General features: G+C 63.5%; 21 protein-coding genes. 12 read left to right on the forward strand and 9 right to left on the reverse strand.

Annotation, left to right across the window (positions count from 1 at the left end; genetic code table 11):
* Positions 1-120: 120 nt before the first annotated feature.
* Complete coding sequence (locus AC3IR3_RS20465; RefSeq protein ID WP_489194890.1) at positions 121-738, forward strand: ECF-type sigma factor; 618 nt, start codon at positions 121-123, stop codon at positions 736-738.
* Here AC3IR3_RS20465 and AC3IR3_RS20470 read toward each other — a convergent pair.
* Entirely contained in the window at positions 725-3,604 is a 2,880-nt protein-coding gene (locus AC3IR3_RS20470) for a serine/threonine protein kinase (RefSeq protein WP_489194891.1), read from the reverse strand. The two genes, AC3IR3_RS20465 and AC3IR3_RS20470, sit on opposite strands and share 14 nt — an antisense overlap.
* A gap of 123 nt (positions 3,605-3,727) precedes the next feature.
* Between AC3IR3_RS20470 and AC3IR3_RS20475 the strand changes: the two genes are divergently transcribed.
* The 10 genes from AC3IR3_RS20475 (at position 3,728) to AC3IR3_RS20520 (ending at position 17,804) form a co-directional block, all read left to right on the forward strand.
* Positions 3,728-4,003, forward strand: coding sequence for a hypothetical protein (locus tag AC3IR3_RS20475; protein WP_489194893.1), 276 nt, complete (start codon positions 3,728-3,730; stop codon positions 4,001-4,003).
* Complete coding sequence (locus tag AC3IR3_RS20480) at positions 4,003-4,266, forward strand: hypothetical protein (RefSeq protein WP_489194895.1); 264 nt, start codon at positions 4,003-4,005, stop codon at positions 4,264-4,266. The genes AC3IR3_RS20475 and AC3IR3_RS20480 overlap by 1 nt, the downstream gene beginning before the upstream one ends.
* 3 nt (positions 4,267-4,269) lie before the next feature.
* On the forward strand, positions 4,270-5,862 hold the full coding sequence (locus AC3IR3_RS20485) for a PepSY-associated TM helix domain-containing protein (protein WP_489194897.1): 1,593 nt from the start codon (positions 4,270-4,272) through the stop codon (positions 5,860-5,862).
* 282 nt (positions 5,863-6,144) lie between these two features.
* Positions 6,145-7,137, forward strand: a complete 993-nt coding sequence (locus tag AC3IR3_RS20490) for a LacI family DNA-binding transcriptional regulator (protein ID WP_489196985.1) — start codon at positions 6,145-6,147, stop codon at positions 7,135-7,137.
* 236 nt (positions 7,138-7,373) lie between these two features.
* Positions 7,374-10,415 (forward strand): TonB-dependent receptor, encoded by a 3,042-nt coding sequence (locus AC3IR3_RS20495; protein WP_489194899.1) that lies wholly within the window; start codon positions 7,374-7,376, stop codon positions 10,413-10,415.
* Positions 10,416-10,612: 197 nt separating this feature from the next.
* Positions 10,613-12,094, forward strand: coding sequence for a glucoamylase family protein (locus tag AC3IR3_RS20500; RefSeq protein ID WP_489194901.1), 1,482 nt, complete (start codon positions 10,613-10,615; stop codon positions 12,092-12,094).
* Positions 12,091-13,383, forward strand: a complete 1,293-nt coding sequence (locus AC3IR3_RS20505; RefSeq protein WP_489194903.1) for a sugar ABC transporter substrate-binding protein — start codon at positions 12,091-12,093, stop codon at positions 13,381-13,383. Before AC3IR3_RS20500 ends, AC3IR3_RS20505 begins: the two co-directional genes overlap by 4 nt.
* 53 nt (positions 13,384-13,436) lie before the next feature.
* Positions 13,437-14,258 carry a carbohydrate ABC transporter permease gene (locus AC3IR3_RS20510; protein ID WP_489196986.1) on the forward strand — a complete coding sequence of 274 codons (822 nt, stop codon included), beginning with the start codon at positions 13,437-13,439 and terminating at the stop codon, positions 14,256-14,258.
* Complete coding sequence (locus AC3IR3_RS20515; RefSeq protein WP_489194905.1) at positions 14,255-15,076, forward strand: carbohydrate ABC transporter permease; 822 nt, start codon at positions 14,255-14,257, stop codon at positions 15,074-15,076. Before AC3IR3_RS20510 ends, AC3IR3_RS20515 begins: the two co-directional genes overlap by 4 nt.
* Before the next feature lie 4 nt (positions 15,077-15,080).
* Positions 15,081-17,804, forward strand: a complete 2,724-nt coding sequence (locus AC3IR3_RS20520; protein WP_489194906.1) for a glycoside hydrolase family 15 protein — start codon at positions 15,081-15,083, stop codon at positions 17,802-17,804.
* A gap of 67 nt (positions 17,805-17,871) precedes the next feature.
* On the opposite strand, the gene AC3IR3_RS20525 is transcribed toward AC3IR3_RS20520, so the two are convergent.
* The 6 genes from AC3IR3_RS20525 to AC3IR3_RS20550 all read right to left on the reverse strand — a co-directional run bounded on the left by AC3IR3_RS20525 (position 17,872) and on the right by AC3IR3_RS20550 (position 23,557).
* Positions 17,872-18,216, reverse strand: coding sequence for a hypothetical protein (locus AC3IR3_RS20525; protein WP_489194908.1), 345 nt, complete (start codon positions 18,214-18,216; stop codon positions 17,872-17,874).
* 100 nt (positions 18,217-18,316) lie between these two features.
* Entirely contained in the window at positions 18,317-19,000 is a 684-nt protein-coding gene (locus AC3IR3_RS20530) for an HAD family hydrolase (RefSeq protein ID WP_132145566.1), read from the reverse strand.
* Positions 19,001-19,034: 34 nt separating this feature from the next.
* Positions 19,035-19,865 (reverse strand): pirin family protein, encoded by an 831-nt coding sequence (locus AC3IR3_RS20535; RefSeq protein ID WP_489194911.1) that lies wholly within the window; start codon positions 19,863-19,865, stop codon positions 19,035-19,037.
* 93 nt (positions 19,866-19,958) lie between these two features.
* Complete coding sequence (locus tag AC3IR3_RS20540) at positions 19,959-20,633, reverse strand: YecA/YgfB family protein (protein WP_132145570.1); 675 nt, start codon at positions 20,631-20,633, stop codon at positions 19,959-19,961.
* Positions 20,633-21,400: an exodeoxyribonuclease III gene (gene xth / locus AC3IR3_RS20545; protein ID WP_489194913.1), complete on the reverse strand. Its 768-nt coding sequence runs from the start codon at positions 21,398-21,400 to the stop codon at positions 20,633-20,635. Before xth ends, AC3IR3_RS20540 begins: the two co-directional genes overlap by 1 nt.
* Positions 21,401-21,517: 117 nt before the next feature.
* Positions 21,518-23,557 (reverse strand): M3 family metallopeptidase, encoded by a 2,040-nt coding sequence (locus AC3IR3_RS20550; RefSeq protein ID WP_489194914.1) that lies wholly within the window; start codon positions 23,555-23,557, stop codon positions 21,518-21,520.
* Between the two features lie 107 nt (positions 23,558-23,664).
* Here AC3IR3_RS20550 and AC3IR3_RS20555 point away from each other — a divergent pair, with 107 nt between their 5' ends.
* Entirely contained in the window at positions 23,665-25,377 is a 1,713-nt protein-coding gene (locus AC3IR3_RS20555) for a patatin-like phospholipase family protein (protein WP_489194916.1), read from the forward strand.
* A 148-nt stretch (positions 25,378-25,525) separates the two neighbouring features.
* Here AC3IR3_RS20555 and AC3IR3_RS20560 read toward each other — a convergent pair whose 3' ends face one another.
* Positions 25,526-26,026 (reverse strand): gamma carbonic anhydrase family protein, encoded by a 501-nt coding sequence (locus AC3IR3_RS20560; protein WP_489196987.1) that lies wholly within the window; start codon positions 26,024-26,026, stop codon positions 25,526-25,528.
* A gap of 26 nt (positions 26,027-26,052) precedes the next feature.
* A complete protein-coding gene (locus tag AC3IR3_RS20565) occupies positions 26,053-26,352 on the reverse strand; it encodes a hypothetical protein (RefSeq protein ID WP_489194918.1) in 300 nt (99 codons plus the stop codon).
* Positions 26,353-26,400 lie beyond the last annotated feature (48 nt).

Raw genomic sequence — 26,400 nt, forward strand, 5'->3', positions numbered from 1 at the left:
GGCCCGGGACGGAGCGATCGACGCTCGCCCGCGATCGCTGTTCGGGGGGAAAACGCATAGTCACGTCTGGCCAGCCATCTGGCCGCATTCTGCGTGCGCTTGCGTCACCCGGGAGCTTGCATGACAACGGATTCCAACAGTCCAGCCGATATCGCGTCCGACGCTATAGCGCCGGTGAATCGCGACGAGATCACGCAGCTGCTCAACGCCGCGCGCCTGGGGCAGGACGACACCGCGATCGACGAAGTACTGAAGCGGATGTACAGCAGTCTTCACCGCGTGGCACAGTCCCAGCTCAAACGCGAGTTCGGCGACTGCACGCTCAGTGCGACGGAACTGGTCAACGAAGCGTTCCTGCGCATTTTTGCCGGTGCTTCGCTGCCACGCATGCAGGACCGCGGCCACCTCATAGGATTGGCCGCGCGCACCATGCGCCGCGTGCTCATCGACGCCGCGCGATATCGTCAGGCACAGAAACGTCCCAACTCCGCCGATCGGGTAGCGCTTACGGAGGTCGCGGGATCGCTTGGGCAAGAGGCCTCGCCGGACGATCTCGACGATGCGCTTCGTCGGCTGGAAGAAATGGACGAACGCCAGGCACGCATCGTCGAATTGCGCTTCTTCGTCGGTCTTACCGAACGCGACATCGCCACGGCGCTCGACATTTCCGAGCGAACGGTACAGCGCGAGTGGCGCATCGCGCGCGAATGGCTGAAGCGCGAACTCAGCGGGGAATAAGCGTCACATTGGGCACGCGTAGACGCTGCGCGTGGGCGATGGCATCGATCGCCGCGTCGCGGTTCGAGCGTGCGGAGGCATTCAGGTCGGCCGGATTCATCGCAATCAGGGGATCGAGATAGGTATCGCGAATATCGCGTGCCTTATCGTCTTCGCCGATCGCCATCAGAGCTGTGTAGTAACGCCCCGCGCTTTCCAGCGTGTGTCCATCCATCGGCCCATACAAACGAACGCGCCCATCCAGTGCCTCGCCGTGGGCGGCACTGGCGTTCTTCCAGTCGCCACCTGCCTGATAGATGCGTGCGATGAGGTCGAGCGTGGCGTAGGTAACGGGGTGGCTCGCGCCGAGTACGCGTCGTTGCCCCTCCAACACGTCCTGAGCTACGCGCAACGCTTCGGCATGCTGTCCTTCGATATTGAGAAAGGTGGCGAGGCCTCCACGCGCGAACAGCGTGTCGGGATGGTCCGGACCAAGCACTCGCGTTCGGCCTTCCACAATGGTTCGCTGCAGCTTGGCTGCCGCAACCATATCGCCGACCTTCGCCAGCAGCCACACCAGCTGGTTCATCGATCCCAGCGTTTCGGGATTGTCGGCGCCGAGAGAGTCGCGACGCGCGGCAATGACGTGCTCGAAGATACGTTTTCCTTCGTCGTATTGCCGCAGGCGCATCAGGTTCATCGCAATCATGTTTTCGTCGCGAAGCGTCGCGGGATGGTTGGCGCCGAAACGGCGCGTGCGGATAGCCGCGACCTCGCGAGCCAGCGTAAGCGAACGCTCGTATTCGTTCTGATTATTCAGCAAGTCGGCCAGTGTCGACATGGTGTCGAGCGCCGCGGGACTCTCGTTTTCGGTGCCGTTGCGATAGCGGCGGTCCAGGGACTCCAGTATCGCGCGGGCCTCGTCCCGTCGCCCGAGCTTGATGAGGATATCGGCTTCTTCGCGACGGGTTTGCAGCAAGAGCGGATCGTCGTCGGCAAGCCGGGCTGCCAGGAGCGTGGAAAGGCTTTGCTGCACGGCCAGGGCTTCGACCGGATGTCCTTGCTCGTACATCACTCGCGCCAGACCGGCGGTCGTGGCGATACGCAGCGGATCGGTCTCGGGAAGGTTCACGGTCTCCGTATTGGCATCGGTAAACACTTTCGCCGCATTGGGTAAATCATGGCGATTCAGCAGCGCCCTGCCGAGATCGACCTGCGCGGATAGCCGGGCTTCCTGGCTCGCGGGAAGCGCCTTGCGAACATCGATGACTTTGTTGAGTTCGCTTATGGCGTGATCGGTACTTCCGATGGTGATGAGCACACGGGCGAGCGACTGGCGAATATTGGCCGCAAGCAACGGATCGTCGATAAAACGCGCGTCCAGCGAGTCCAGCGCATGCGTCACGATGTGTTGGTCCAGCGCTTCGCGCGCGATGTCCGATGGCGTCAGTGCGTCCAGCGCCCGTTCCATCCGCGGATCCGTCTTGCCGTCGAGGATTTTGGCCATCGCACGGCGCAATCCGACCTCGATCGAATGGCCCATCGCATCGATGTCGGCCCCTTCGAGCAGCGATTGCTGGAAGTTCACGGCGCGCCGCAGTTCGGCCTGACGCAGTACGGCGAGCTGTTGCTGCTCCCTGGCGCTGGAGAGCGCCAGCAACGCGGCGATCAGTCCGCCAAAGATCGACGCCGACACCAGGGACGTACCGACGATCATCCAACGGTTGCGCTGTACGAAACGCCGCGCGCGATAACTGAGGCGCCCACGGTGGGCATACACCGGCCGAAGATCGAGGAACCGGCGCACGTCGGCGACGAATTCCGCCACCGACAGATAGCGATCGGTGGGCTTGCGACGCATCGCTTTGAGGACGATCGCATCGATATCGGTGGGCACCGTGTAAGGCGCCTTCGGCGCGCGGCGACCTTCTTCGTCCCTGGACTTCCGCATCTGCCGGCTTGGCGCGACGATATCGCCACCCATGATGGCGCTGTACAAAAGATGCGGCGTGACGATCTGCTGGAACGGACGAGCGCCGGTGACCAGTTGGTAAAGAACGACGCCCAGCGAGTAAACATCCGCGGCGGTCGTGAGTGCTCGTTTCTCGATCTGTTCCGGACTGGCATAGGCCAGCGTCAGCGCTTGCTGCGACGTTGCGGTCAGCTCCATGTCGCCCGTGGGGTCGATGAGGCGCGCGATACCGAAATCGAGCAACTTCGGCTGACCGTCGACCGTGACCAGGATATTCGCGGGCTTGATGTCGCGATGGATAATCAGGTGGCTGTGCGCGTACTCGACGGCGGCGCAGACCTTCAGGAACAGTTCGAGCCGTTCGCGCAGCGACAGCTTGTGTCGCTCGCACCAACTGTCGATGCGCTCGCCATCCACGTATTCCAGCGCAATGAAGGGACGGCCATCCGCGAAAACGCCGCCATCGAGAAGGCGGGCTATACCGGTGTGTTCCAGCCGCGCCAGCAACTGCCGTTCCTGCGCGAAACGGTCCAGTGCCACCGGCGAGGCTTCCGCGTACGCGTGCAGAAATTTCAGCGCGACCTGCTGGACGAACCCGGTATCGGTGCGCTCCGCCAGGTACACCACCCCCATGCCGCCTTCGCCCAGGCGCCGCCCGATACGGTAGTGGCGGGGCGTCGTGTTGGCGGCTTCGAGACCGTCGAGGTCGAGTGCGACGCGTGGGAGCTCAGGCAGATCGGTCGTATGGCTGACCTCGATCGCATCGAGCATCCACTGAACTTCGGCGCGCAGGTCGTCGTCGTCGCCGGTAGCGCACGCAAGGAATGCCGCTCGCTCGTGAACGGGTTGTTCCAGCGCTTCGTGTGCCAGGTCCTTCGCAATACGGTACCGGTCGCCATTACGAGCGTCGTTCATGGCCGGCCCCCCTCCGACGTTGTGACGCGGAGTATAGAGCCGCGTCGTTGCGTCGGTTTGACCCCCGGGTTCTAAATGATAATAATTATCAATTAGGAAACCACCCTTCGACCTCGGGCACTTATGACCCTCCTCGCGTGCGCCATGGCCTTCGTCGCCGTGACCCTTGTCTATCTGACTCTTCCGAGCCAGCGGCTGCTGAAGCGCGGCCTTGGCCGGAGCATGCGGCTGGTCGGCATGGTGCTATCCATCGGAGCCATCGCCCTCTGGGCATCGGTCGAGCGCGGCCTGCCGGGCTTCTTCGCGACGCTGACCGCCGCGATGCTCGGCGCTATCGCATTGCCCTATCTGGCATGGTGGCTGCGTCCCGTCGCCGCACGCCAACGGGAGCGCACCTGATGCTTGCCCGCTGCTTCGCCGGCATTTTGTTGGGGCTACCGCTGTCGATCGCGCTGATTGCCTGCGCGATCTGGGCATGGCCCGGGTCCAGCGAATCGGTGGTCATGCCTTTCCTGATCCTGTTTTTTCCCCTGTGGATCGGCGTGATGGCAGCCGCCTTCCTGTTCCGCAGCGGCGCGCGCGCCTGGGCGTGGCTGGCTGTTGCCGACGTCGGCGCGTTCGCCCTGCTGTGGGCGCTTAAGCACACCATGCCCGGCCTTTAGACAATGAAACCCGCCACGCTCCGCATCTTCACCGCCGTCCACACCTGGACCGGCCTGCTTGCCGGGTTCGCGCTGTTCATCGCGTTCTACGCCGGCGCACTCGCGGTATTCCACGACGAAATCGACACCTGGGCCGTGCCGAAAACGGCCGCGGTCGAAACCGACACCATGGACCGGGCGCAGCGCATGCTGGCCGACATCGTGGCCAGCCATCCGGCGGCGAAGGAACAGATCGGCCTGACCTACCCCGCCAATCATCCGTCGCACGAGGTCGCCGCCTACTGGTTCGACAAGGACGGCTGGAAGACGCAGACGCTTGCCGACAGTGGAGCGCGCGACTCGGAAGACCACGAACACGGCCTGGCCGACTTCGTCTACGAACTGCATTACACGTTGGGCGTACCTGTCGCCGGCATTTACCTGATGGGCGTCGTCAGCATCATCTACGGCCTGGCGCTCCTGACCGGTCTTCTGATCCATCTGCCCCATCTCGTGCGCGATCTGGCGGCGCTGCGTCCGGGGCATAACCTGAAGCGGCTCTGGCAGGATGCCCACAACGTCATCGGCATACTCAGCCTGCCTTTCCACATCGTCTTCGCCGTGACGGGCGCGTTGCTATGCCTTTCGCTGGTGACGATGATGGCTTTCGACTACGCCGCATTCGACGGCAAACTGGTACCCGCTTCGGAACGCATGACCAGCGCGATGCCCGCGACGCACACCACGGGCCGCGAGGCCACGATGCTGTCGCCGCGGGAGCTGGGAGGACGTGCGCGCCGTGCTGCGATGGCAGCGGGCGCGGCCGACTTCGAGCCCGACTACATGCGCTACATGCACTATGGCGATGCGGGCGCGGCCGCGGAGGTCCGCGGCACATCGACGAAGACGCTCGGCGAGTACGGCATGGTGTCGCTGGACGCGGTCGACGGCCATGTACTTGCCGTGCAGGTGGCGGGCGCGCGCGATGCAAATCATGCGACCTATTCCGCGATCTTCGGGCTGCATTTCGGCAGCTTCGGCAACCTGTCGGTGCGCTGGCTTTATTTCGTGCTGGGCCTGGCCGGCGCCTTCCTTTTCTATTCGGGCAACCTGCTCTATATCGAGACGCGCCGGAAACGGCGACAGGCCGATCAGCCGCTGAAAGTGCGGGCCATGGCGACAGCGACCGTCGGTGTCTGCATCGGTTCGTGCCTGGCGATTTCCGCCACGTTCGTGGCCAACGTGCTGGCCCCCGTTTTCGGCGGACGTCCCGAGGCTATCGTCCAACCGGTCTGCTTCGGCGTATTCGCGCTGGCCGTGACGTGGACCTTATGGCGACGTCCCGCCCGCGCGGCGGTCGAGCTGCTCTGGGCCACGGCAATCGCCAGCCTGTCCATTGCCCTGCTCGATGTGGCAATCAACGGCGAACGCCTCGCGCGATCGCTTTTGGAAGGACGCTGGGCGGTGGCGGGTGTCGATGCGGTGGCCATCGCCATGGGCGTCGGTTTCGGCTGGCTTGCCGTCGCTACCCGCCGACGCGTCGTCGAGGGTGATCCGAACAGTGTCTGGGCAGGCCATCGACGGGCTGGAACGACGCTGGCTCGGGACGTTGCCTGACACGACAGTCTTTCAGATGGTCGAGATTCGCAAGGTTCCGCATGCTGCGTCGCCGCATTTGGGAATCGAGTCGCAAGCTCTTGAGCCGACATGAATTCTTAACTATTCCGACACATTTCCCGCGACCCCCGGGCCAATCCTCCCGCAGTGCAGCAAGCGCTTGATTTAATAGGCTTTACAAGTTCACATGAAAACGTTTACGTTCCGCGCCGACAGCCCATCAGGGGCAGGGGCAAGGGTAGGCGAGACACTGTGAGCGTCACCATCAAAGACGTCGCAAAAATGGCCAACGTATCGGTGGCCTCGGTTTCGCGTGCCCTGAATGGCCACGGCGGCGTAACGCCGGAGACGCAGAAGCGCATCCGTGAAGTCGCCACGCGCCTGCGTTACGTACCCCATAGCGCCGCCCGCAGTCTGATCACCCGGCGGACGCAGACGATCGGCGCGCTGCTGCCCGACCTGCACGGCGCCTTCTTCTCCGAACTGATTCGCGGCATCGACATCGCCGCCCGCGCACGCGGCCTGTACCTGCTGGTCTCCAGCTCGCACGGCGATGCGGCCGAAGCGGCGGTTGCCCTGCGCGCCATGCAGGGACGTGTCGACGGTCTGCTGGTGATGTCGCCGCATGCCGACCAGGTATTCCTCGACGACAACCTTCCGGTCCTGCTGCCCACAGTGCTGATGAACAGCCACGTGACGTCGGACCGTCATGCCGTACTGGATGTCGACGACTACGGCGGCGCGCGGGCGATGGTCGAGCACTTGCTCGCTAGTGGCCGTCAGCGCATCGCGTTCATCGCGGGTCCCGAAGTTAATCACGACGTACAGGAACGCGCTCGCGGCTATCGCGATGCGCTGGAAGTCGCGGGCAAGGCCGACACGGCCTGCATTCTGCCCGGCGACTTCACCGAGGAATCCGGCTACCGCGCCGGCAAGCAGGTGCTGGAAATGTCGCCCCGTCCGGACGCGATCTTCGCAGCCAACGACATGATGGCCATCGGCTGCCTGTCCGCGCTGGAAGAAGCTGGAGTCTTCGTCCCCGAAGACATCGGCGTCGCCGGTTTCGACGACATCCCCATGGCGCGTTACGTCTCGCCGCCGTTGACCACGGTGCGCGTGCGGATCGCCGAACTCGGCGCCGCGGCGCTCGAACGCCTGGTCGGAATTATCGAAGCACCCGACGACGCACCGCCCCTACCTCGAGAGACCGTGAGCACCGAGCTGGTGATCCGGGCCTCCTGTGGCGGCGGCGAAACCGTACCCCGACGACTCTGATTCGCACGGCCGGGCATAACTTCGCCTCGCCATGGAAACGTTTACACAGGACGGCTTCAACACCAAGGACGCGCGACATCCGCTGACCCGGGCACGCGGGAAGGCATGAGACACGGACAACAAGCTCCAGACAAAGGGTGGCTGCGACCGCCCGAAACGACACAACGACGTCGGTATCCGTGCTCATGGCCAGTCGCGTCGAAACACTTAATTCAGCACCTTTTGGGAGGGGAATCATGAGAGCCTCGATGCAGTTCAAGAAGAAGTTACTCACCAGCGTCATCACCGCCAGCGTTGCCGCCGCTGCGGTCTCGCCGATGAGCGCTTATGCCCAGTCGGCCGATGCCAGCCTGCGCGGCAAGGCCACGCCTGCCGCCACCGTTACCGCCAAGAACATCGCCACGGGCACCACCCGTAGGACGACGGTCAGCGCGGACGGTAGCTACGGCCTCATCGGCCTGCCCCCCGGCACCTATCAGGTCGACGCCGGCCCGGGCACCCAGAAGACGGTGACGTTGACCGTGGCCTCGAACGCCACGCTGAACCTCTCCGCCGAAGCGGCTGCCGCCGCTACCACCACGGCTAATGCGGCCAACGCCGCGTCGCTCGAAGGTCTGACCGTCCAGGCGACAACGCTGACGGAAGTGAAGACGCCGGAAGTCGGCCAGACGATTTCGCTGCACCAGATCAGCACGATCCCGCAGGTGTCGCGCAACTTCCTCGAATTCGCCGATACCGTGCCGGGCATGGTCTTCAGCGTCGACGCGCAGGGTCATACCTCGCTGCGCGGTGGCGCCCAGAACAACAGCTCGACCAACGTCTACATCGACGGCGTGGGCCAGAAGAGCTACGTGAAGGAAGGCGGTATCTCGGGTCAGAACGCCAGCCAGGGCAATCCGTTCCCGCAGCTCGCCATCGGCGAATACAAGGTCATCACCTCGAACTACAAGGCCGAATACGACCAGGTGTCGAGCGCGGCCGTGACCGCCGAGACGAAGTCCGGCACGAACGAGTTCCACGGTGAGGTGTTCGGCACCTACACCAACGATGCCTTCCGCAACCGCACGGCGGCCGAAGAATATACCGGCAAGAAGTCGACGTCGGATTCGAAGGAATACGGCTTTGCAGTCGGCGGTCCGATCATCAAGGACAAGATGCATTTCTTCATCGCGTATGAAGAAAAGAAATTCAATTCGCCGATCTCCGTCGTCCCCGGCACTGTCAACTACTCCAACGTCCAGTCCCTGCTGCCGGCTTCCGCGCAGGCGGAACTCGGGCCGACGAACCTGCCGTTCAACGAGAAGTTGTACTTCGGCAAGATCGACTGGGAACTGACCGACCGCGACCGCATCGAAATCAGCACGCAGGTTCGCCGCGAAACGCAGCTGGACGGCGTGGGCTCGGGTCCGATCGCCGGCTCCGCGGGCTTCAACAACGTCAATCACGATACACGCGCCACCTTCAAGTGGCAGCACAGCGGCGAAAGCTGGTTCAACGAGTTGATGTTCACGTACGAAAACGCGTTCGTGAACCCGACACCAGTGAACGATGCCATCGGTTCGAACTACACGTTCAAGCCGCAGCAGGATGCACTGATCCTGCAGACCGGCTCGGCCTCGCCGCTGGCCACGCAGAAGAAGAGCCAGGAAGGTCCGTCGATCCAGGACACCTTCACGTTCAACGATCTGCAGTGGAAGGGCGACCACGTCGTCAAGTTCGGCTACAAGTTCAAGTCGGTCGAGCTGAAGGCTCAGGATGCCGCCGCGAACAATCCGCAGTTCTACTACGACGTCGATCCCGTTAACGGCACGGCCGCCACTCCCTGGAAAGCGTTCTTCGCGACGCCGATCCCGGGCCTTTCGGCTGTCTCGCAGACGACGTCGCGCCAGTACGGCATCTTCGCGCAGGACGACTGGGCGGTTAACGATCACCTGACCCTGAACCTCGGCGTTCGCTGGGATTACGAAGTCACACCGTCGTACACCAACTTCGTGACGCCGCAGAACGTGATCGACGCGCTGAACTCGCAGGACACGAACAAGGGTGCGCCGGTAGGCCAGACGTACGCACAGTCGCTCGCACTCAGCGGTCTCAACATCAACGACTACATCAGCACGGGCAAGAACCGTAAGGCGTACAAGGGCGAATGGCAGCCGCGTCTCGGCTTCTCGTACGACCTGTTCGCCGATGAAGCCCATGTGTTCCATGGCGGTGCCGGTCGTGCCTACGACCGCAACCTGTACGACTACCTGCAGCTCGAGCAGACCAAGTCGTCGCTGCCGCAGACCACGCTGTACTTCAATGGCGCTCCGGGCGGCCGCACCTGCGACCTCGCCGCATCCAACTGCGTGCAGTGGGATCCGCGCTTCCTGCAAGGTCAGGCGGCTCTTGCCGGTGCCGTTGGCGCGACCAACGCGGGTCAGGAAGTCGACATGCTCAACAACAAGCTGAAGGCTCCGTACTCGGACCAGTTCAGCTTCGGCATGTCCAACCGCATCGGTGAATGGCAGACCGACGCGACCGTCACCCGCGTACTGACGCACGACGGCTTCGTGTTCACGCTGGGCAATCGTTACCCGACCCCCGGCTTTTTCCAGAACAAGAGCCAGCCGTGGGGCAACCCAATCCCGGGCTTGGGCGGTCTGATCATCGGTAACAACGGCATCGCTACCCGTACCACGCAGGTTCTGTTGTCCGCACAGAAGCCGTATACGGTGGAATCGGGCTGGAGCGCGACCTTCGCGTACACCTTCACGCATGCCAAGCAGAACCGCGCCATCTCCGAGCACTATGCGTTCGACGAGGCGTCCATCAGCGACTATCCGTTCATCACGTCGGATGCCGCCGCGAAGCATCGCTTCGTTGCAACCGGTGCGCTCGATCTGCCCTGGGGCATCACGGGCTCCATCAAGATGACGCTAGCCACCCCGCTGCCGAAGAACGACATCGCCTGCTACGACGCCGTGTTCTCCAATGGCAGCGGTTGCCGCCCGGTCTCGGCCATTCCGCGCGGCTCGAAGTTCCTGGTCGGTGGCGACATCTGGGGCTACCGCGATATCGATCTTCAGCTGACCAAGGACTTCGTGATCAACGCAGACACGAAGGTCTATGCACGCTTCGATATTCTCAACGTCTTCAACTGGAAGAACTACAACGACTACCTGACGAACTGGGGCTCCAATGGCGTGTTCAACGCCAACGGCGCGCAGTACAACCCGAACGGCAACATCACGTTCGTGCCGCGTACAGCCCGCTTCACGGTCGGCCTGAAGTTCTGACGAACCGTGCGACGGGCTCCGGTACGGAACCCGTCGCACATCGTTATGGTATCGGGGCCCTTGGGCCCCTTTATTTGCCCTGACGACGTAAACGTTTACGTGCATGCCACGGCCGGCATGCATACTCTCCCACCTGGAGGCTCCACCGCCGGTTCCGCCCTTAGGAATCCGCCCCGTACCGTTTAAGGATCCGCGTCATGCAAGTGAACAAGATCAAGCGTCTTTCCCTCGCCCTCGGCGCGCTGCTAGCATGCGCCGCTCCGTTCGCGGCGACCGCCAAGGCACCGGTGAAGAAAGAGAAAGAAGTCGCAACGGCATCGGCACTGAAACAGGTGCATGCCGTTCCACCGATGATCGCCGATCTTGAGAAGCGGACGTTCCAGTGGTTCTGGGACAGCGCCAATCCGTCCAACGGACTTATTCCCGATCACTATCCGACCAACTCCTTCGCGTCGATCGCGTCGGTGGGTTTCGGGCTGACCGCTTATGGCGTCGGCGTCGAACGCGGCTACGTGACCCGTCAGCAGGCTATCGAACGTACGCTGACGACGCTGCGCTTCTTCAACGACTCGGCACAGAACGATTCGGAAGACGGTGCGACCGGCTTCCACGGTTTCTATTACCACTTCCTCGATATGCAGTCCGGCAAGCGCTTTGCGCGCTGGGTCGAAGTGTCGACGGTCGACACCACGCTGCTGCTCGGCGGCGTGCTGTTCGCGCAGAGTTACTACGACCGCGATACGCCCGAAGAGAAAGAAATCCGCCAGCTCGCCGACGACATCTACCGTCGCGTCGAGTGGACCTGGGCACAGCAGCGCAAGCCGTTGATCAGCATGGGCTGGACGCCGGGCGGCAAGTTCATTCCGCACGACTGGAAGGGTTACGACGAAGGCATGCTCGTCTATATCCTCGCACTGGGTTCGCCCACCCATCCGATCGGCGACGATGCATGGAGCGCGTGGTCGGCGACGTACGACAAGACCTGGGGCGAATTCTACGGTCAGACGCATCTCGGCTTCGCGCCGATGTTCGGTCACCAGTACAGTCATACGTGGGTCGATTTCCGCGGCATCCGCGATGCCTGGAGCCGCGACCACAACCTCGACTATTTCGAAAACAGCCGCCGCGCCACGTACTCGCAGCAGGCTTATGCGGTCGCCAATCCTGGCAAGTGGACCGGGTACGGCAAGAACGTCTGGGGTCTCACGGCCAGCAACGGCCCGGGCGGCCTGATCGTCAAGAACGGCGACACCGAGCGTACGTTCCACGGCTATACCGCGCGCGGTGCCGGCATCGACTACATCTCCGACGACGGCACCATCGTACCGACGGCAGCGGGCGGATCGATCGCGTTCGCGCCGGAGATCGTCATTCCCGCGCTTGAAGAAATGAAGAAGAAGTACGGTCAGTACGCCTATACGAAATACGGCTTCGTCGATGCGTTCAACCTCAGTTTCCATACGCAGACCGATATCCGCACGGGCCAACTCGTGCCGGACGTGGGCTGGTTCGATACCGTGCACCTGGGCATCGACCAGGGTCCGATCGTGCTGATGATCGAAAACCATCGCAGCGATTTCGTCTGGAACGTGATGAAGAAGAACCCATATATCCGCAAGGGTCTCGAGCGGGCGGGCTTCACTGGCGGCTGGCTCGAGCAGGGCGCCAAAGCCGAATGAGCAAACGCGGCATGCGACGTGGCGGGATCATGGCGCTGGCCCTCACCGGCGCCATGATCCTTGCCGGTTGTGCGAAAGAAGACGCGTCATCGCGCACACTCGATTTCTGGACCATCGGCCGCGAGGGACAGGCGGTCGAGAAATTGCTGCCGGAGTTCGAACGAGAACATCCCGGCTTGCACGTCAATGTGCAGCAGTTGCCGCTGACTGCCGCACACCAGAAACTATTGACGGCATTCGCGGGCAATTCGACACCGGACGTCACGCAGCTCGGCAATACCTGGGTGCCCGAAATGGCGGCGCTGGGCGCGCTGGAACCGCTGCAGTCGCGCGTCGATGCATCGAAGATCATCCGGACCGACGATTACTTCCCCAGCATCTGGGCAACCAACGTCATCGACGGCACGCTTTACGGCGTGCCCTGGTATGTGGACACGCGCCTGCTTTTCTATCGAAAGGACCTGCTGGCCAGGGCTGGCTTCGACCATCCGCCTCGCGACTGGATCGAATGGCGCGAGATGATGGCGAAGCTCAGTCAGCCGGTGGGTACGACGTACGGCATCCTGATGCCGACGAATGAATTCGAGCAGTTGCTGTCGCTGGTGCTGCAGCAGGACGATGCGCCGCTGCGCGATAACAATCGGTACGGCAATTTCCGTAGTGCGGGCTTCAAGCGCGCGCTGACGTTCTATGTCGATACGTTCAAGCTGAAGCAGGCGCCGTTGATCACGAACGTCGGCGTCGGCAATCCGTGGGCCGCCTTCGGCCAGGGGTATTACACCTTCTATCTTTCGGGTCCGTGGAATATCGGCGAGTTCCGCAAGCGGCTTCCCGAAGCGCAGCAGAAAGACTGGTCGACGGCCCCGCTGCCGGGTCCGGCCGGTCCGGGTGCATCGAATGCGGGCGGCTCCAGTCTGGTGGTCTTCCGCGCGTCGAAGCATAAGGACGACGCATGGGCGCTTATCGACTTCCTGTCGCGCCCCGATATACAGGCGCGCTTCTACGAGATTCTGGGCGACATGCCACCGCGTCGTTCGTCATGGGAAATGGACGCGCTGCGTAACGACCCGGAAGCCGCCGCGTTCCGCGATCAGCTGGAACGGGTGAAGCCGACGCCGCCCATTCCCGAATGGGAACGCATCGTGACCGAAATGCAGCTGCTCGCGGCGGAAGCCGCGAGTGGCAAGCGAACCGTGGACGACGCCGCAGCCGAACTCGACCGGCGTACCGATGCAATCCTGGAAAAGCGGCGCTGGATCCTCGACCATCCCCGGAGTGACGCCAAGTGAATACCTCGCGCGCCGCCTGGCTGTTCCTCGCTCCCGCGCTGATCGTGCTGGGCATGTTCTTCCTGTTGCCCGTACTCGCGGCCTTGATTCTCAGCCTGACGGACTACGATCTCTACGCGCTGGCGGATATCCGCAACCTGCGTTTCGTCGGTCTGGAGAACTACTGGACGCTGCTGCATCGTCCATTGTTCTGGTCCGCACTTGGACACACCGTGTATTTCGTGGCGGTAGGCGTGCCGCTTTCGCTTATCGCCTCGCTGGGTGCGGCCATGCTGCTGAACTCGCCGCTGGCGCGATGCAAGCCGTTCTTCCGTACCGCGTTGTTCGCGCCGGTCGTGACGACCGTGGTCGCCGTCGCGGTGATCTGGCGTTATCTGTTCAATACCAAGTACGGCCTGGTGAACTCGGTGCTCGACGGCATCGGCGTCGCACCCATCGACTGGCTGGGCGATCCGCACTGGTCGATGCCGACGATCATCCTGTTCGCCGTGTGGAAGAACTTCGGCTACAACATGATTATCTTCATGGCCGGTCTGCAAGCCATTCCCGCCGATCTCTACGAAGCCGCGCGCATCGACGGCGCCTCGGCGCTGCGCCAGTTCCGGCACATCACGCTGCCGATGCTCAAACCCACGATGGTGATGGTGAGCATTCTGACGGTGTCCGGCTACTTCCAGCTGTTCGCCGAACCGTATGTGATGACCGAAGGCGGACCGCTGCAAAGCACGACCAGCGTTCTGTACCTGATGTATGAGGAAGGCTTCAAATGGTGGAACCTCGGTTCCGCGTCGGCTGTTGCGTTCCTGCTCTTCATCATCATGTTCGCCGTCACGGCGGTCATGCTGCGACTGTCGCGCCGCGGAGGTGACGTATGAATCCGCGTATCGCCAAAGCGATCATCCATGGTTTGCTGATCGCAGGAGCCGTCGTCGCACTGCTTCCGCTGCTGTGGATGGTGTCCGTATCGTTCATGACGCAGGGCGAGGCCAGTTCGTTGCCCGCGCCGCTGTTCCCGAAACATGCGACCTGGGCCAACTACCGCGAACTGTTCGCCAACGCGGGCATGGGTCGCTACCTGCTCAACAGCCTGCTCGTTTCCACGGCGATCACCGCCGTCTCGCTCGCGTTCAATCTGATGGCCGGTTACGCGTTCGCCAAGTTACAGTTCGCCGGTCGCGAACGATTGTTTCAGGGCCTGCTCGGTGCGCTGGTCATTCCCGCGCAGGTGGCGATGCTGCCGCTGTTCCTGCTGCTGAAGTACCTGGGTCTGGTCAATACGTACGGCGCGGTCATCGTGCCGGCCATGGCCACCATTTTCGGTATCTTCCTCGTGCGTCAGTATGCACGCGGCATTCCTGACGATCTGATGGAAGCGGCGCGGATCGATGGCGCCGGCGAGATGCGTATCTTCGTCACCATCGTGATGCCGTTGCTGAAGCCGATCATGGTGACGCTGGCGATCTTTACCTTCCTCGCCGCATGGAACGACTTCATGTGGCCGCTGATCGCGCTGACCGGCCAGGAACATTACACGCTACCGATCGCGCTGGCGTCGCTGTCGCGCGAACACGTGCAGGACAGCGAACTGATGATGGCCGGTTCGGTGGTAACGATTCTCCCCGTACTGCTGCTCTTTCTCGCACTGCAGCGCTACTACCTCGAAGGTCTGCTGCTGGGCAGCGTCAAGGGATAAACACATGCTTCTTCGTTCGATCCTCGCCACAGCCGCGCTCACCGCCGGCTGTCTGCTGCCTTGCGCGTATGCGCAGACGGACGGCCGTCTTCTCGACGGTTTCGACCGTGCCGCGAACTGGACAGCCGGACACACGGACGATGTCAGCGCGACGCTGCGTCAGGACGGTGGTTCGCTGTGCCTGGATTTCGACTTCAACGGCGTGTCCGGTTCCGCGTCGCTGAAGCGCGAGCTACTTATCGACCATCCCGGCAACTTCGCGCTTTCGTTCGACGTGCGCGGATCGATGTCGCCGAATACCCTGCAGCTGAAACTCATCGACGACAGCGGCGACAATGTCTGGTGGTATCAGCGTCCCGCTTTCGTGCCCACGAAGAACTGGCGGCACATCGAAGCGCGCCGCGCGGATATCGAGTTCGCATGGGGTCCGACGAAGGACCGCGTGCTTACGAAAACCGCCGCCGTCGAATTCATGATTTACGCGGAGAAGGCCGGCAAGGGTCAGGTCTGCTTCGACAATCTCCGCCTTAAACCATTGCCGCCCGAGCCGGCGAATGCCGCTCCGCCCACGGCAGCCGCGATGCCACCCAATGTGTACTTCCAGGCGCAGGCGAAGAAAGTGCGGCGCGGACTCTATCCGCGCGGATTCTCCGGCGAGCAGTCTTACTGGACGCTGGTCGGCGTCGACGGCGGTAGCGCGGAGTCCGCGCTGATCTCCGAGGACGGCGCGATCGAAGTGAGTAAGGGCGGCTTTTCCATCGAGCCCTTCGTGCTGGACAACGGCAAGCTCGTTACCTGGGCGGACGTGCACACATCGCAGTCGCTGCTGGACGGTTATCTCCCGATACCGTCCGTTCAGTGGAAGACCGGCACGCTGGGTCTCGAGACGACGGTATTTGCCCAAGGCGAGGCGGGGCGCTCCGAGCTGGTTATGCGTTACCGCGTATCGAACGATGGCGATGCCGCGCGCGATGTCACGCTGGCCTTGATGGCACGCCCGTTCCAGGTCAACCCGCCCACGCAGTTCCTCAATTCGCCCGGTGGCATCAGCCCGATCCATGATTTCGCCTGGGACGGCAAGAAGCTCACCGTCAATGGCGCGCACGTCGTCGTTCCGCTGCAAAAGACGGATGACTTCGTTGCCGGCAGGAGTACCGATGGTTCGTTGCCCGAACGCATCGCGGCGGGCCAGCATCCTTCGGTTGCCACGCTGCACGACGACCTCGGCTTCGCCCAAGGCGCGTTTCTCTATCGCTTGCATGTACCTGCGAAAGGCCACGTCGATCTTGGGCTGGTCGTTCCTTCCGTTTCATCCGCGCATGTCGACGTGCCCGCGAACACGGTGACCTGGCTGGAAGATCGACTCAACGCCATCGCGTCCACATGGCGCGAAAAGCTCAACCGCGTCTCGATCGAAGCCCCCGCGACCGCGCAATCCGTGGTCGATACGATGCGCAGTGGCGTCGCGCAGATACTGATGTCGCGCAACGGTCCCGCGTTACAGCCCGGCACGCGTTCGTATGGACGTACCTGGGTACGCGATGGCGCGATGATGCTCGAAGGTTTGCTGCGCACCGGTCATGCCGACGTCGCGAGCGAGTTCGTCGACTGGTACGCGCCGCATCAGTTCAGCAACGGCAAGGTGCCGTGTTGCGTGGATGGTCGCGGTTCCGATCCGGTGCCGGAGAACGACAGCCACGGCGAACTGATCTTCAGCGTTGCCGAACTTTACCGCTATACGCACAATCGCGCGCAACTGATGGCACTGTGGCCGCACGTCGAACGCGCGGTTGCGTACATGGACAAGCTGCGGTTGAGCGAGCGCACCGACGCGCAGCGCAACGGCCCGCTGTATGGACTGATGCCCGCCTCGATCAGTCACGAAGGCTATTCGGCCAAACCGATGCATTCGTACTGGGACGATTTTTGGGCCATGAAGGGCTATGACGATGCTGTCGAGCTGGCCGCGACGCTCGGAAAGACGGACGACACGAAACGCATGGGCGAGTCGCGCGATGCGTTCCGTACCGATCTGCATGCATCGATCGCCGCCGCGGTGAAAGAGAAGGGCATCGATTTCATTCCCGGTTCGGCGGAACTCGGGGACTTCGATGCGACGTCGACGACGATCGCCATATCGCCCGGTGATGAGCAGACGCGGTTGGCCGCCGGCCTGGTGCAAGGCACCTTCGAACGCTACTGGCAGGGTTTCGTCGCGCGACGCGACGGCAAGACCGCGTGGGACGATTACACGCCGTACGAGCTGCGTACGGTAGCGACGTTCGTCCGGCTCGGCTGGCGGGATCGTGTGCAGGAGCTGCTTGCCTTCTTCTTCGCCGATCGCCGACCCGCCGCGTGGAACCAGTGGGCTGAAGTCGTGGGCCGCGATCCGCGCAAGCCGCGCTTCGTCGGCGACATGCCGCATGCGTGGATCGCTTCGGACTACGTGCGGTCAGCACTGGACCTGTTCGCCTATGAGCGCGCCAGCGATCACGCGATGGTGCTTGGCGCAGGCGTGCCGATGACGTGGCTGGATGGTAAAGGCATCGCGGTACGCGATATGCGTACGCCATACGGGAAGCTGGGTTACACGTTACGTCGCGAGGGTGGGAAGGTTGTGCTGACGATTACCGGCGATGCGAATCCGCCGGGAGGTTATGTGCTGGCGTTGCCGAAGGGTGAGGTGCGGGTGGCGAAATCCGCGACCCATCTCGACATTCGGCTGTAGTCGCGCTTTCTGTGGGAGCGCGCCTGCGCGCTCCCACAGTTCCTCGTCCTTCGTAGGTAGCTAAGGCTCAGTGAGTCGCCACGCGAGTCCGCAGCAGCGCATCCACCGCCTGCTGCCATTCCGTCGATCCGGACTTCTGCTGCGGCGCTTCCTCACCGAGTTTGGTCTGCACCGCCGAGTTCCACTCGGGCGTGCCGGGTGCTGGGCCGTGACCGTCGTCGCTGACGGCAAGGGTCCGGTCGACCCAGGCATACCAGTCCGGGGAGCCCAACGCGGGATTGGCGGGCGCGGTCTTACCCGGTGCGGGTTCCGTTGCCGGCGCGGAGGCGGACGAGGGTTCCCGGGAAGAGGGCGAGCACGCCGCGAGGATCGCGGCGAGGGTGAGTGGAGCGATAGTAAACAACAGACGCATAGGCGGGTCCTGCAGGGGAGCGGATACCCCAAGCCTAGCCACCCACGCGTCCGAAACGATTAACCCCGCTTAACATCAAGGTCTTACGACCCGTCACCGTTCAGCTACGAGCGGCAACTTCGTCGATATGAAGCAATAAGTCCGCAGGATCGGCGAAAACACGATATGCGCCCGCGCGCTCCAGTTCGTTCTCGCCATAGCCGCCCGACAGGAGGCCAATGCCCAGCGCCCGTGCCCGTTGAGCCGCGAGCATGTCCCAGATGCTGTCGCCCAGCACCAGCGCATCGCGGATGTCCGTGCCGAGGCGCTCCGCCGCGGTAACGAACAGGTCGGGATCGGGCTTGGCGTGACGCACCTGATCGCGCGTCACCACGGGCACCTTGTTCGGATCGACGCCAAGCGCCGCGATATTGTGCGCCGCGGTTTCCATGCGACCGCTGGTCGCTATCGCCCAGGGAATGCCCGCGTCGGTAAGCCAGGCCAGCAGTTCCCGCGCACCGGGCAGCGGACGAACGGCACCCGCTTCCGCCAGTCGTCCGTATGCCTTCGCATGATTGATGCGAAGGCGCTCGATGCGATCCGGGGTGATCTCGGTGCCGGTTTCGCGCAGGAGGATGTCGGTGAACAATCCCCCGCTCATGCCGATTTTCCGATGGATACGCCACACCGAAAGATCGATGCCTTCCATATCCAGCGATTCCTTCCACGCCAGAACATGCTGGTAGACGCTATCGACCAGCGTGCCGTCGAGATCGAAGAGAAACGCGTGCTTGGCTCTGGACATGGGGGCCACGGAAATGAGTCGGGGAACGCCGATCTTAAAACTTGCCGGCGCGGAAGTCCGCGATGGCTTCGTGGATCTCGGCCTGCGTGTTCATCACGAACGGACCATAGCGAGCCACCGGCTCTTTCAGCGGACGACCCGCGACGAAGAGCACGCGCGCGGCCCGATCGGCGGCGAACGTGACGCGATCACCCCTCGAAAGCACCGCCAGCTCGCTACGTTCCAGCGATTCGCCGGCTACCTCGGCCTTCGTTCCTTCGAACACATACGCGAATGCGCTGTGGCCTTCGGGCACACTGAGGTCGAAATGGGCGCCGGCTTCCAGCGCGATATCGAGATAGACCGGCTCCGTGGCAACGGCGTCCACGGGACCATGCACGCCGCCGATGTCGCCGGCAATGACACGCACGGTCACGCCCTCGGCCGGATGGGCCACGGGAATGCGCTCCGGAGCGATGTCCTGATAGCGCGGCGCGGTCATCTTGTCGCTGGCAGGCAGGTTCACCCACAGCTGAAAACCCCACATCAGGCCTTCTTCCTGCTGCGGCATTTCCGAGTGGAGGATGCCGCGCCCGGCCGTCATCCACTGGACGCTGCCAGCGGTAAGGTCGCCGCGATTGCCGTGGTTATCGCCATGGAGCATGCGACCGGCGAGCATGTAGGTCACCGTTTCGAACCCCCGATGCGGGTGCTCGGGAAAGCCCGCGATGTAATCGCCGGCCTGGTCGGAGCGGAATTCGTCCAGCAGCAGGAACGGGTCGAGCATGTCGAGCGCCGGCTGGCCGATGACGCGCTTGAGCTTCACGCCCGCGCCATCGGATGTGTCCATGCCGCGTACACGGCGGGAAATGCTGCGGTCGGTCATGGGGAGGTCCTCGTGTGAGAGACACCTACAATGCGGCTTGCAGGCACACGCGCCAAGCGTGCAACGGCGAACGGATTGTTTCCGCGTTGGCGGTCAATGCACCCAGTGACCGCTGCGCTGGCGCGGCGGGCCGTCTTCGCCTTCTTCGTTACGTGGCTTCAGCATGGCCTGAACTTCGGCTTCGGTCGGCTGGTGCGTATGCCAGTAATCGCCCACCGCGCCCAGGACGACCGGGACCTGCGCGAGGCAGTCGTCGTACTCGTCGTCGGTCAGCTTCTCGAATTCGGTATCGGCGGAGAGGATGCCCTCATCGACGGCCAGGGCCATGATCGGACCCAGCAGCTCCATCAGCGTCGGGTCTTCCGCGAGACGCGTTTCCCAGAGCACCGCGCGCATATCGATGCCGCGACTGAAACCCTCGCACCAGCCGGCGGCCGACAGCATGGGACCGCTTTCCGTATCGATCTCGCCAAGAATCGGCTCGTAAGCATCCACTTCGAGCTCAGCGCCGATGGAATCGTTGAGCTTGGCCAGCAGCGCCAGCACGCGATTGCCTTCGCCTTCGTCGGTGAAAGCGTCATGCAGCACTTCGGGCAGCCATTCGTCGGGCAACACCTCCAGCGGACCCACGGCGATGGCCGAGAGCATGCCGTGGACGCCGTCGAGCATCAGATCGCCTTCGCCCGCGTGCGCACGCAGGTAGCGGTCCAGTTCTTCCAGTTCCTTGTCGTCCAGCGAGCTGGGCCAATCGGACTTCGGGGTATTCATTACAGAGCTAGCTCCAGCGCCACCGGGGTGTGATCCGACGGCCGTTCCCAGGTCCTCGGCGTGCGATCGATAACGGACGATGTCGCGAGCGATTTAAGCGCATCGCTGATCAGAATAAGGTCGATCCGGAGACCCATGTTGCGCCGGAAGGCCGCCTGACGGTAGTCCCACCAGCTGAAATGGCCGGCCTCCGCTTCGAAGAGACGGAAGCTGTCGGCAAGGCCCAGCGCGGTGATGGCGGCAAGGCCGGCCCGCTCCGGAGGAGAACACAGGATGTCCTCACCCCAGGCCACGGGATCGTAAACGTCGCGATCGTCCGGACAGATATTGAAATCGCCCAGCACGACCAACTTCGGGTAACGGACGATTTCCTCGGCAAGGAAGTCGCGGACGCGAGCGAGCCAGTCGAGCTTGTAAGCGTACTTTTCGTCGCCCACGGCTTTGCCGTTGACCACATAGAGATTGACCACGCGAACGCCTCCCACGGTCCCGGCGAGAATCCGCCGTTGGGGATCGTCGAGACCCGGAATGTCGGTGACGACATCGGCGATCTCGTCGCGAGCGAGGATCGCCACGCCGTTATAAGTCTTCTGCCCGGAATAGACGCTGCGATAGCCAAGTGCCGCGATCTCGTCGACCGGGAACTTGCTGTCTTCGAGCTTGGTTTCCTGCAGGGCCACCACGTCCGGCGCGGCGTCGGCCAGCCACTGCTGCAGATGCGGCAGGCGGACCTTCAGCGAATTGACATTCCACGACGCGATTTTCATGGCGTCATTGTAAGGGAAAGGCGGCGCACCCCGGCTAGGGATGCTCTGAACAAGTTTACGTAAACTTGCTCAGAGCATCCTTAGGTGTATCTCCTTTCCCGGATCGCCACCTCGGGATCAGCCCAGCCCATAACTCTTCAGCAGGGCGTCCGGCCGCGGTTCGCGGCCGCGGAACGCCACGAACGATGCCAGCGCGGGACGCGTCGCGCCCACCGCCAGCACTTCACGGCGGAAAGCGTCGCCCGTCGCGCGGTCGAGCACCCCGGCGGCCTCGAATGGCTCGAATGCGTCGGCGGACAGGACCTCGGCCCACAGATAGCTGTAGTAACCCGCCCCGTAACCGCCGGCGAACACATGCGTGAAGGCATGCGGAAAGCGTTGCCACGCGGGCGGATGCATGACGGCAACCTCGCGGCGGACTTTCTCCAGTACATCCATGGGACACGCGCCACGCTCCGGGTCGTATTCCAGGTGCAGGCGGAAGTCGAACAGCGCGAACTCCAGTTGCCGCACCAGAAACAGGCCGGCATGAAAATGCCGGGCGGCCAGCATGCGTTCGTACAGATCGTCGGGCAGCAGTTCGCCGGTTTTGTAGTGCCGCGCGAACAGCGCCAGCGCCTGCCTGTCCCAGGCGAAGTTCTCCATGAACTGGCTGGGCAGTTCGACTGCGTCCCACTCGACACCGTCAACACCGCCCACCGAGGGAATATCGACCTCGGTCAGCATATGGTGCAGGCCGTGGCCGAATTCGTGGAACAGCGTCAGTACGTCGTCGTGAGTCAGCAAGGCTGGCGCACCCTCCGTGGGCGGCGCGAAGTTGCAGGTCAGGAAAGCCACGGGCAGTTGGACCTGGTCCCCGTCCCTGAACCGTGACGCGCATACGTCCATCCACGCGCCGCCACGTTTGCCGGAGCGGGCATACAGATCGATGTAGGCACCGGCGAAGATCCGGCCATCGGCATCCATGACGTCGTAATAGCTTACGTCCGGGTGCCAGGTGTCGACCTCCTCGCGCTTCTTCAGCGTGATGCCGTACAAGCGCTGGATCACGGTGAAAAGACCTTCGACGACAGCGGGAAGCGGGAAGTAGGGCTTCAGCTGCTCTTCGTCCAGTTGGTAGCGTTCCTGACGCAGGCGTTCCGACGCGAAGCCGACGTCCCAGGGTTCGAGGTTGTCCAGCTTTAACGTTTCGGTGGCGAAACGGCGCAGCTCGTCCAGTTCGCGACGGGCGACGGGACGCGCGCGACCGGCCAGATCGGCAAGGAAATCGAGGACGACCTGCGGAGAGGTCGCCATTTTCGTGGCCAGCGATTCCTCGGCGGCATTGGCGAAACCGAGCAGTTGCGCGGCTTCGTGACGCAACTTCACGATCCTTTCGAGCCGCGCGCTATTGTCGAACTTGCCCGCGTTCGGCCCCTGATCCGAGGCACGCGTCTGGTAGGCCCAGTAAACACGTTCGCGCAGTTCGCGGTTCTCGGCGTAGGTCAGCACCGCCTGCACGCTTGGCTGTTTCAACGTCACCAGGTAACCGTCGAGATCCAGTTCCTTCGCGTATTCGCGCAGGACAGCGCGACCGGATGGCGGAATGCCGGCGAGATCGCGTTCGTCCGTTACGTGCTGGTGCCAGGCTTCGGTGGCATCAAGTACGGCGTTCGAAAACTCGGTGCTCAACTTCGACAGCTCGACGCCAATTTCGCGAAACTGGGTGCGCGCCGGCTCTTCCAGTGCGACGCCGGAAAGCCGGAAATCGCGGAGCGCATGTTCTACGGACGCTTTCTCCGCGATGGGAAGCCTGGCGAAATCCGACCGGTCGGCGACCGCCTGGACCGCCGCGTACAGATCCCGGTTCTGTCCGACTTCGATACCGTGATCGGTGAGCTTTTCTTCCGCCGAACCATGCGCCTTGCGCAACGCCTCGGAATCGACCACCGAATGGAGGTGGCTGACGGGCGACCACGCACGGGAAAGCGTCTGGTCGAGCCGCTCCTGGGCGAGCATGACGTGGGCGAAATCGCGCGGCGCGTCGGGCGCGGCGATGGCGTCGATAGCGGCACGCTGTTCCGCGATCAGGGTGTCGATGGCCGGCTCGACATGCTCGGGCCGAATGGCCGAGAAAGCGGGCAAAGTATTTTCGGCAAGCAGCGGATTGCTATCCATGGTGGGTCTCCTTAGGCCGCAAGCGTGGTGCTAGGACGGTATCAAATCAAGCCGGGTGCGGCGGCCCGCCCCGTATTTGTCATGTTGGTCTGCGAGCCTCGTCCCCCATGCTGCTGCCACACGATGTCGACGCCCTGATCGAACGCTCCGGTACGTTCGGCCACCTGGGCGCGGGCGCACGGTCGGCGCTGGCCCGGCGACTGATCTGGCTGTCGTTGCCGGGCGGCGCCACGCTGTTCGTGCAGGGCGAACCGTCCGACGGCATGTACCTGTTGCGCAGCGGAAGCCTGGCGTCGTTCGCGCCGGACGGTTCGACGGATCATCTGATCGTAGCCGGCGGCATCGTGGGCGACGTCGGCCAGATCACGGGCGACTGTCGTCGACGTACCGTTCGCGCGCTGCGCGATTCGGAACTGTTGTGGCTTCCGTCCGCGGCCTTCGCAGACCTGGCTGCGGATCATGCGTCGGTGCTGCTGGCCACCGCGAGAACCGCCGTGCGCCGTCTGCGCGACTCGCTGGCGGATCAGCGTGCGGGTTCGCCCCGAACCTTCGCCGTGCTTGCCCACGACCCCGGCGTGCCCGCGCGCGCCTTCGCCACCCGGTTGGTCCAGGCACTCGCCGAACATGGCAGATCGGCATTGATCGGTCCGGAGCATGGGCTAGGGCGCAGTGGTGCCTGGTTCGCGGAACGCGAAGCCGAACTGGACTACACGGTCTACCTCGACACGGAGGGGCAAGGCCTGTGGCGGAATCGATGCCGTCGCCAGGCCGATGCACTTCTGCTGCCCGTTCTCGCCGCCCAGCAGCCGGCGGCATGGCCCGAGGACTGGACCCGGATGGCTCCGGACCACCGGCCCCATCACCTGGTGCTGATCCATCCCGGCCACGACGTGGCACACGGTGCGGCCGCCCGCTGGGCGGCGACGCTTTCCCCGGCGACGCGCCAGCACCATGTCCGCGCTGGCGCCGACATCGACCGTATCGCGAGGCTGGTATCCGGCAACGGACGCGGGCTGGTCCTCGCGGGCGGCGGCGCCCGCGGCATGGCGCACCTGGGTGCTCTGCGCGCGCTCGGCGAAGCGGGCCACACCTTCGACGCCGTGGGCGGAACCAGTATCGGGGCGATCATCGCCGCCGGCGTGGCCATGGGCTGGCCCGTCGAAAGAATGGCGGAAACCATGCGGGAGGCCTTTGTTTCGGGGCGCCCGTTGTCCGACTGGACGCTGCCGCTGGTTGCGCTTACCCGTGGCCACCGCGCCACGCGGATGCTTCGCCGGACATTCGGTGCGATCGACATCGAAGACTTGCCCATACCTTATTTCTGCGTATCCACCAGCCTGAGCGGCGAGGGCAAGTCAGTGCATCGCGCAGGGCCGTTGTGGCTATGGCTGCGCGCGACCAGCGCCATTCCCGGCGTGCTGCCTCCCGTCACGCACGGCGGAGGCGTGTTCGTCGACGGCGCGCTGGTCGACAATCTGCCGACCGACGTCATGCGCGACGACGGCATCGGTCACATCACGGCCGTGGATATCCGTGCGGGCACCTCGCTGACCGCCAGCATCGACGAGGCCATCAGTCCGAATCCCTGGCACGTATGGTTCCAGAGACGCCGGGGCATCGTGCGGCCGTCGCTGGTATCGACCCTGGTGCGCGCGGCCATGGTGAACGCGGAGGCGGCGAGCGCCGAGCGCCGCGCCCTGGCCGACCTGCTGCTGTCACCGCCGCTGGAGCACATCGGCATGCTGGACTGGGGAAACTGGCGGCGAGCGGTGGAGGCGGGGTATGCGTATACCGCCGAAGCACTCAATCGGCCGTTGTAGGAGCCCGCTTCGCGGGCGAAAGCCAACGGAGTGGTGAAGATGTGGGTTGCATCCGCAGCCAGGATATCGGGCTCGCGGAGGTAAGCATCCGTCTTCCTCGCCCTGTTGGCTTTCGCCCGCGAAGCGGGCTCCTACAAACGGCGTGGCGTTACCGCAGATAGTCGTCTTTCAGCTTCACGTAATTCGCCGCGGAATAATAAAGCTGCTCCACCTGTTTGTCGGTCAGCACACGCACCAGCCGCGCCGGATTGCCCAGCCACAACTCCCGCTCGCCCACAACTTTGCCGGGCGATACGACGGCACCCGCGCCAACGAAACCGTTCTTTTTCACGACGGCACCGTCGAGCACCGTCGCATGCATGCCGATAAGGCAACCATCCTCGATGGTGCACGCATGAATCACCGCGCCATGACCGATCGTCACGTCCTCGCCGATCAGCGTCGGAAAGCCGCCCGGCGAATACGGGCCGTCGTGGGTCACGTGGACGATGGCGCCATCCTGCAGGTTGCTACGCGCACCGATACGTATGTAGTGCACATCGCCACGCGCCACGGCGCCCGGCCAGATCGACACGTCGTCGCCCAGGACGACGTCGCCGATAAGCACGGCAGCGGGATCGACATAACAGCGCTCGCCAAGCTGCGGCATCACGCCTTTGAATGGACGAATGTGGCTCACATGAATTTCCCGCCGACGATGCGGCCCCCGGCATCCAGTTGTGCGAAATACCGGCTGTTGTCGTGACGCATCTCGCGTGTGGCCATCGTGCCGGGCGGCACCAGCGTCACGTCGGGATAGGTCGCCTTGAACTGCTCGATCGTCGGGTGCGTTGCGATAAAGGCATCGAACGCTTTCATGTCGGTCACGACACCGGCCACCGGCTTCGGCTGCGCGGCGACATTGCCCGTCTGGCAACCGGTAAGGGAAGCGCCCGCGAGCGCGACGGCGAGGATAGCCGCTGACATACGAAACATAGGGAGACTCCTTTCATCGATGTAACCGGATTATGCAGCGAAGCGCTT

The sequence above is a fragment of the Luteibacter sp. GL_149 genome (genome assembly GCF_057834065.1).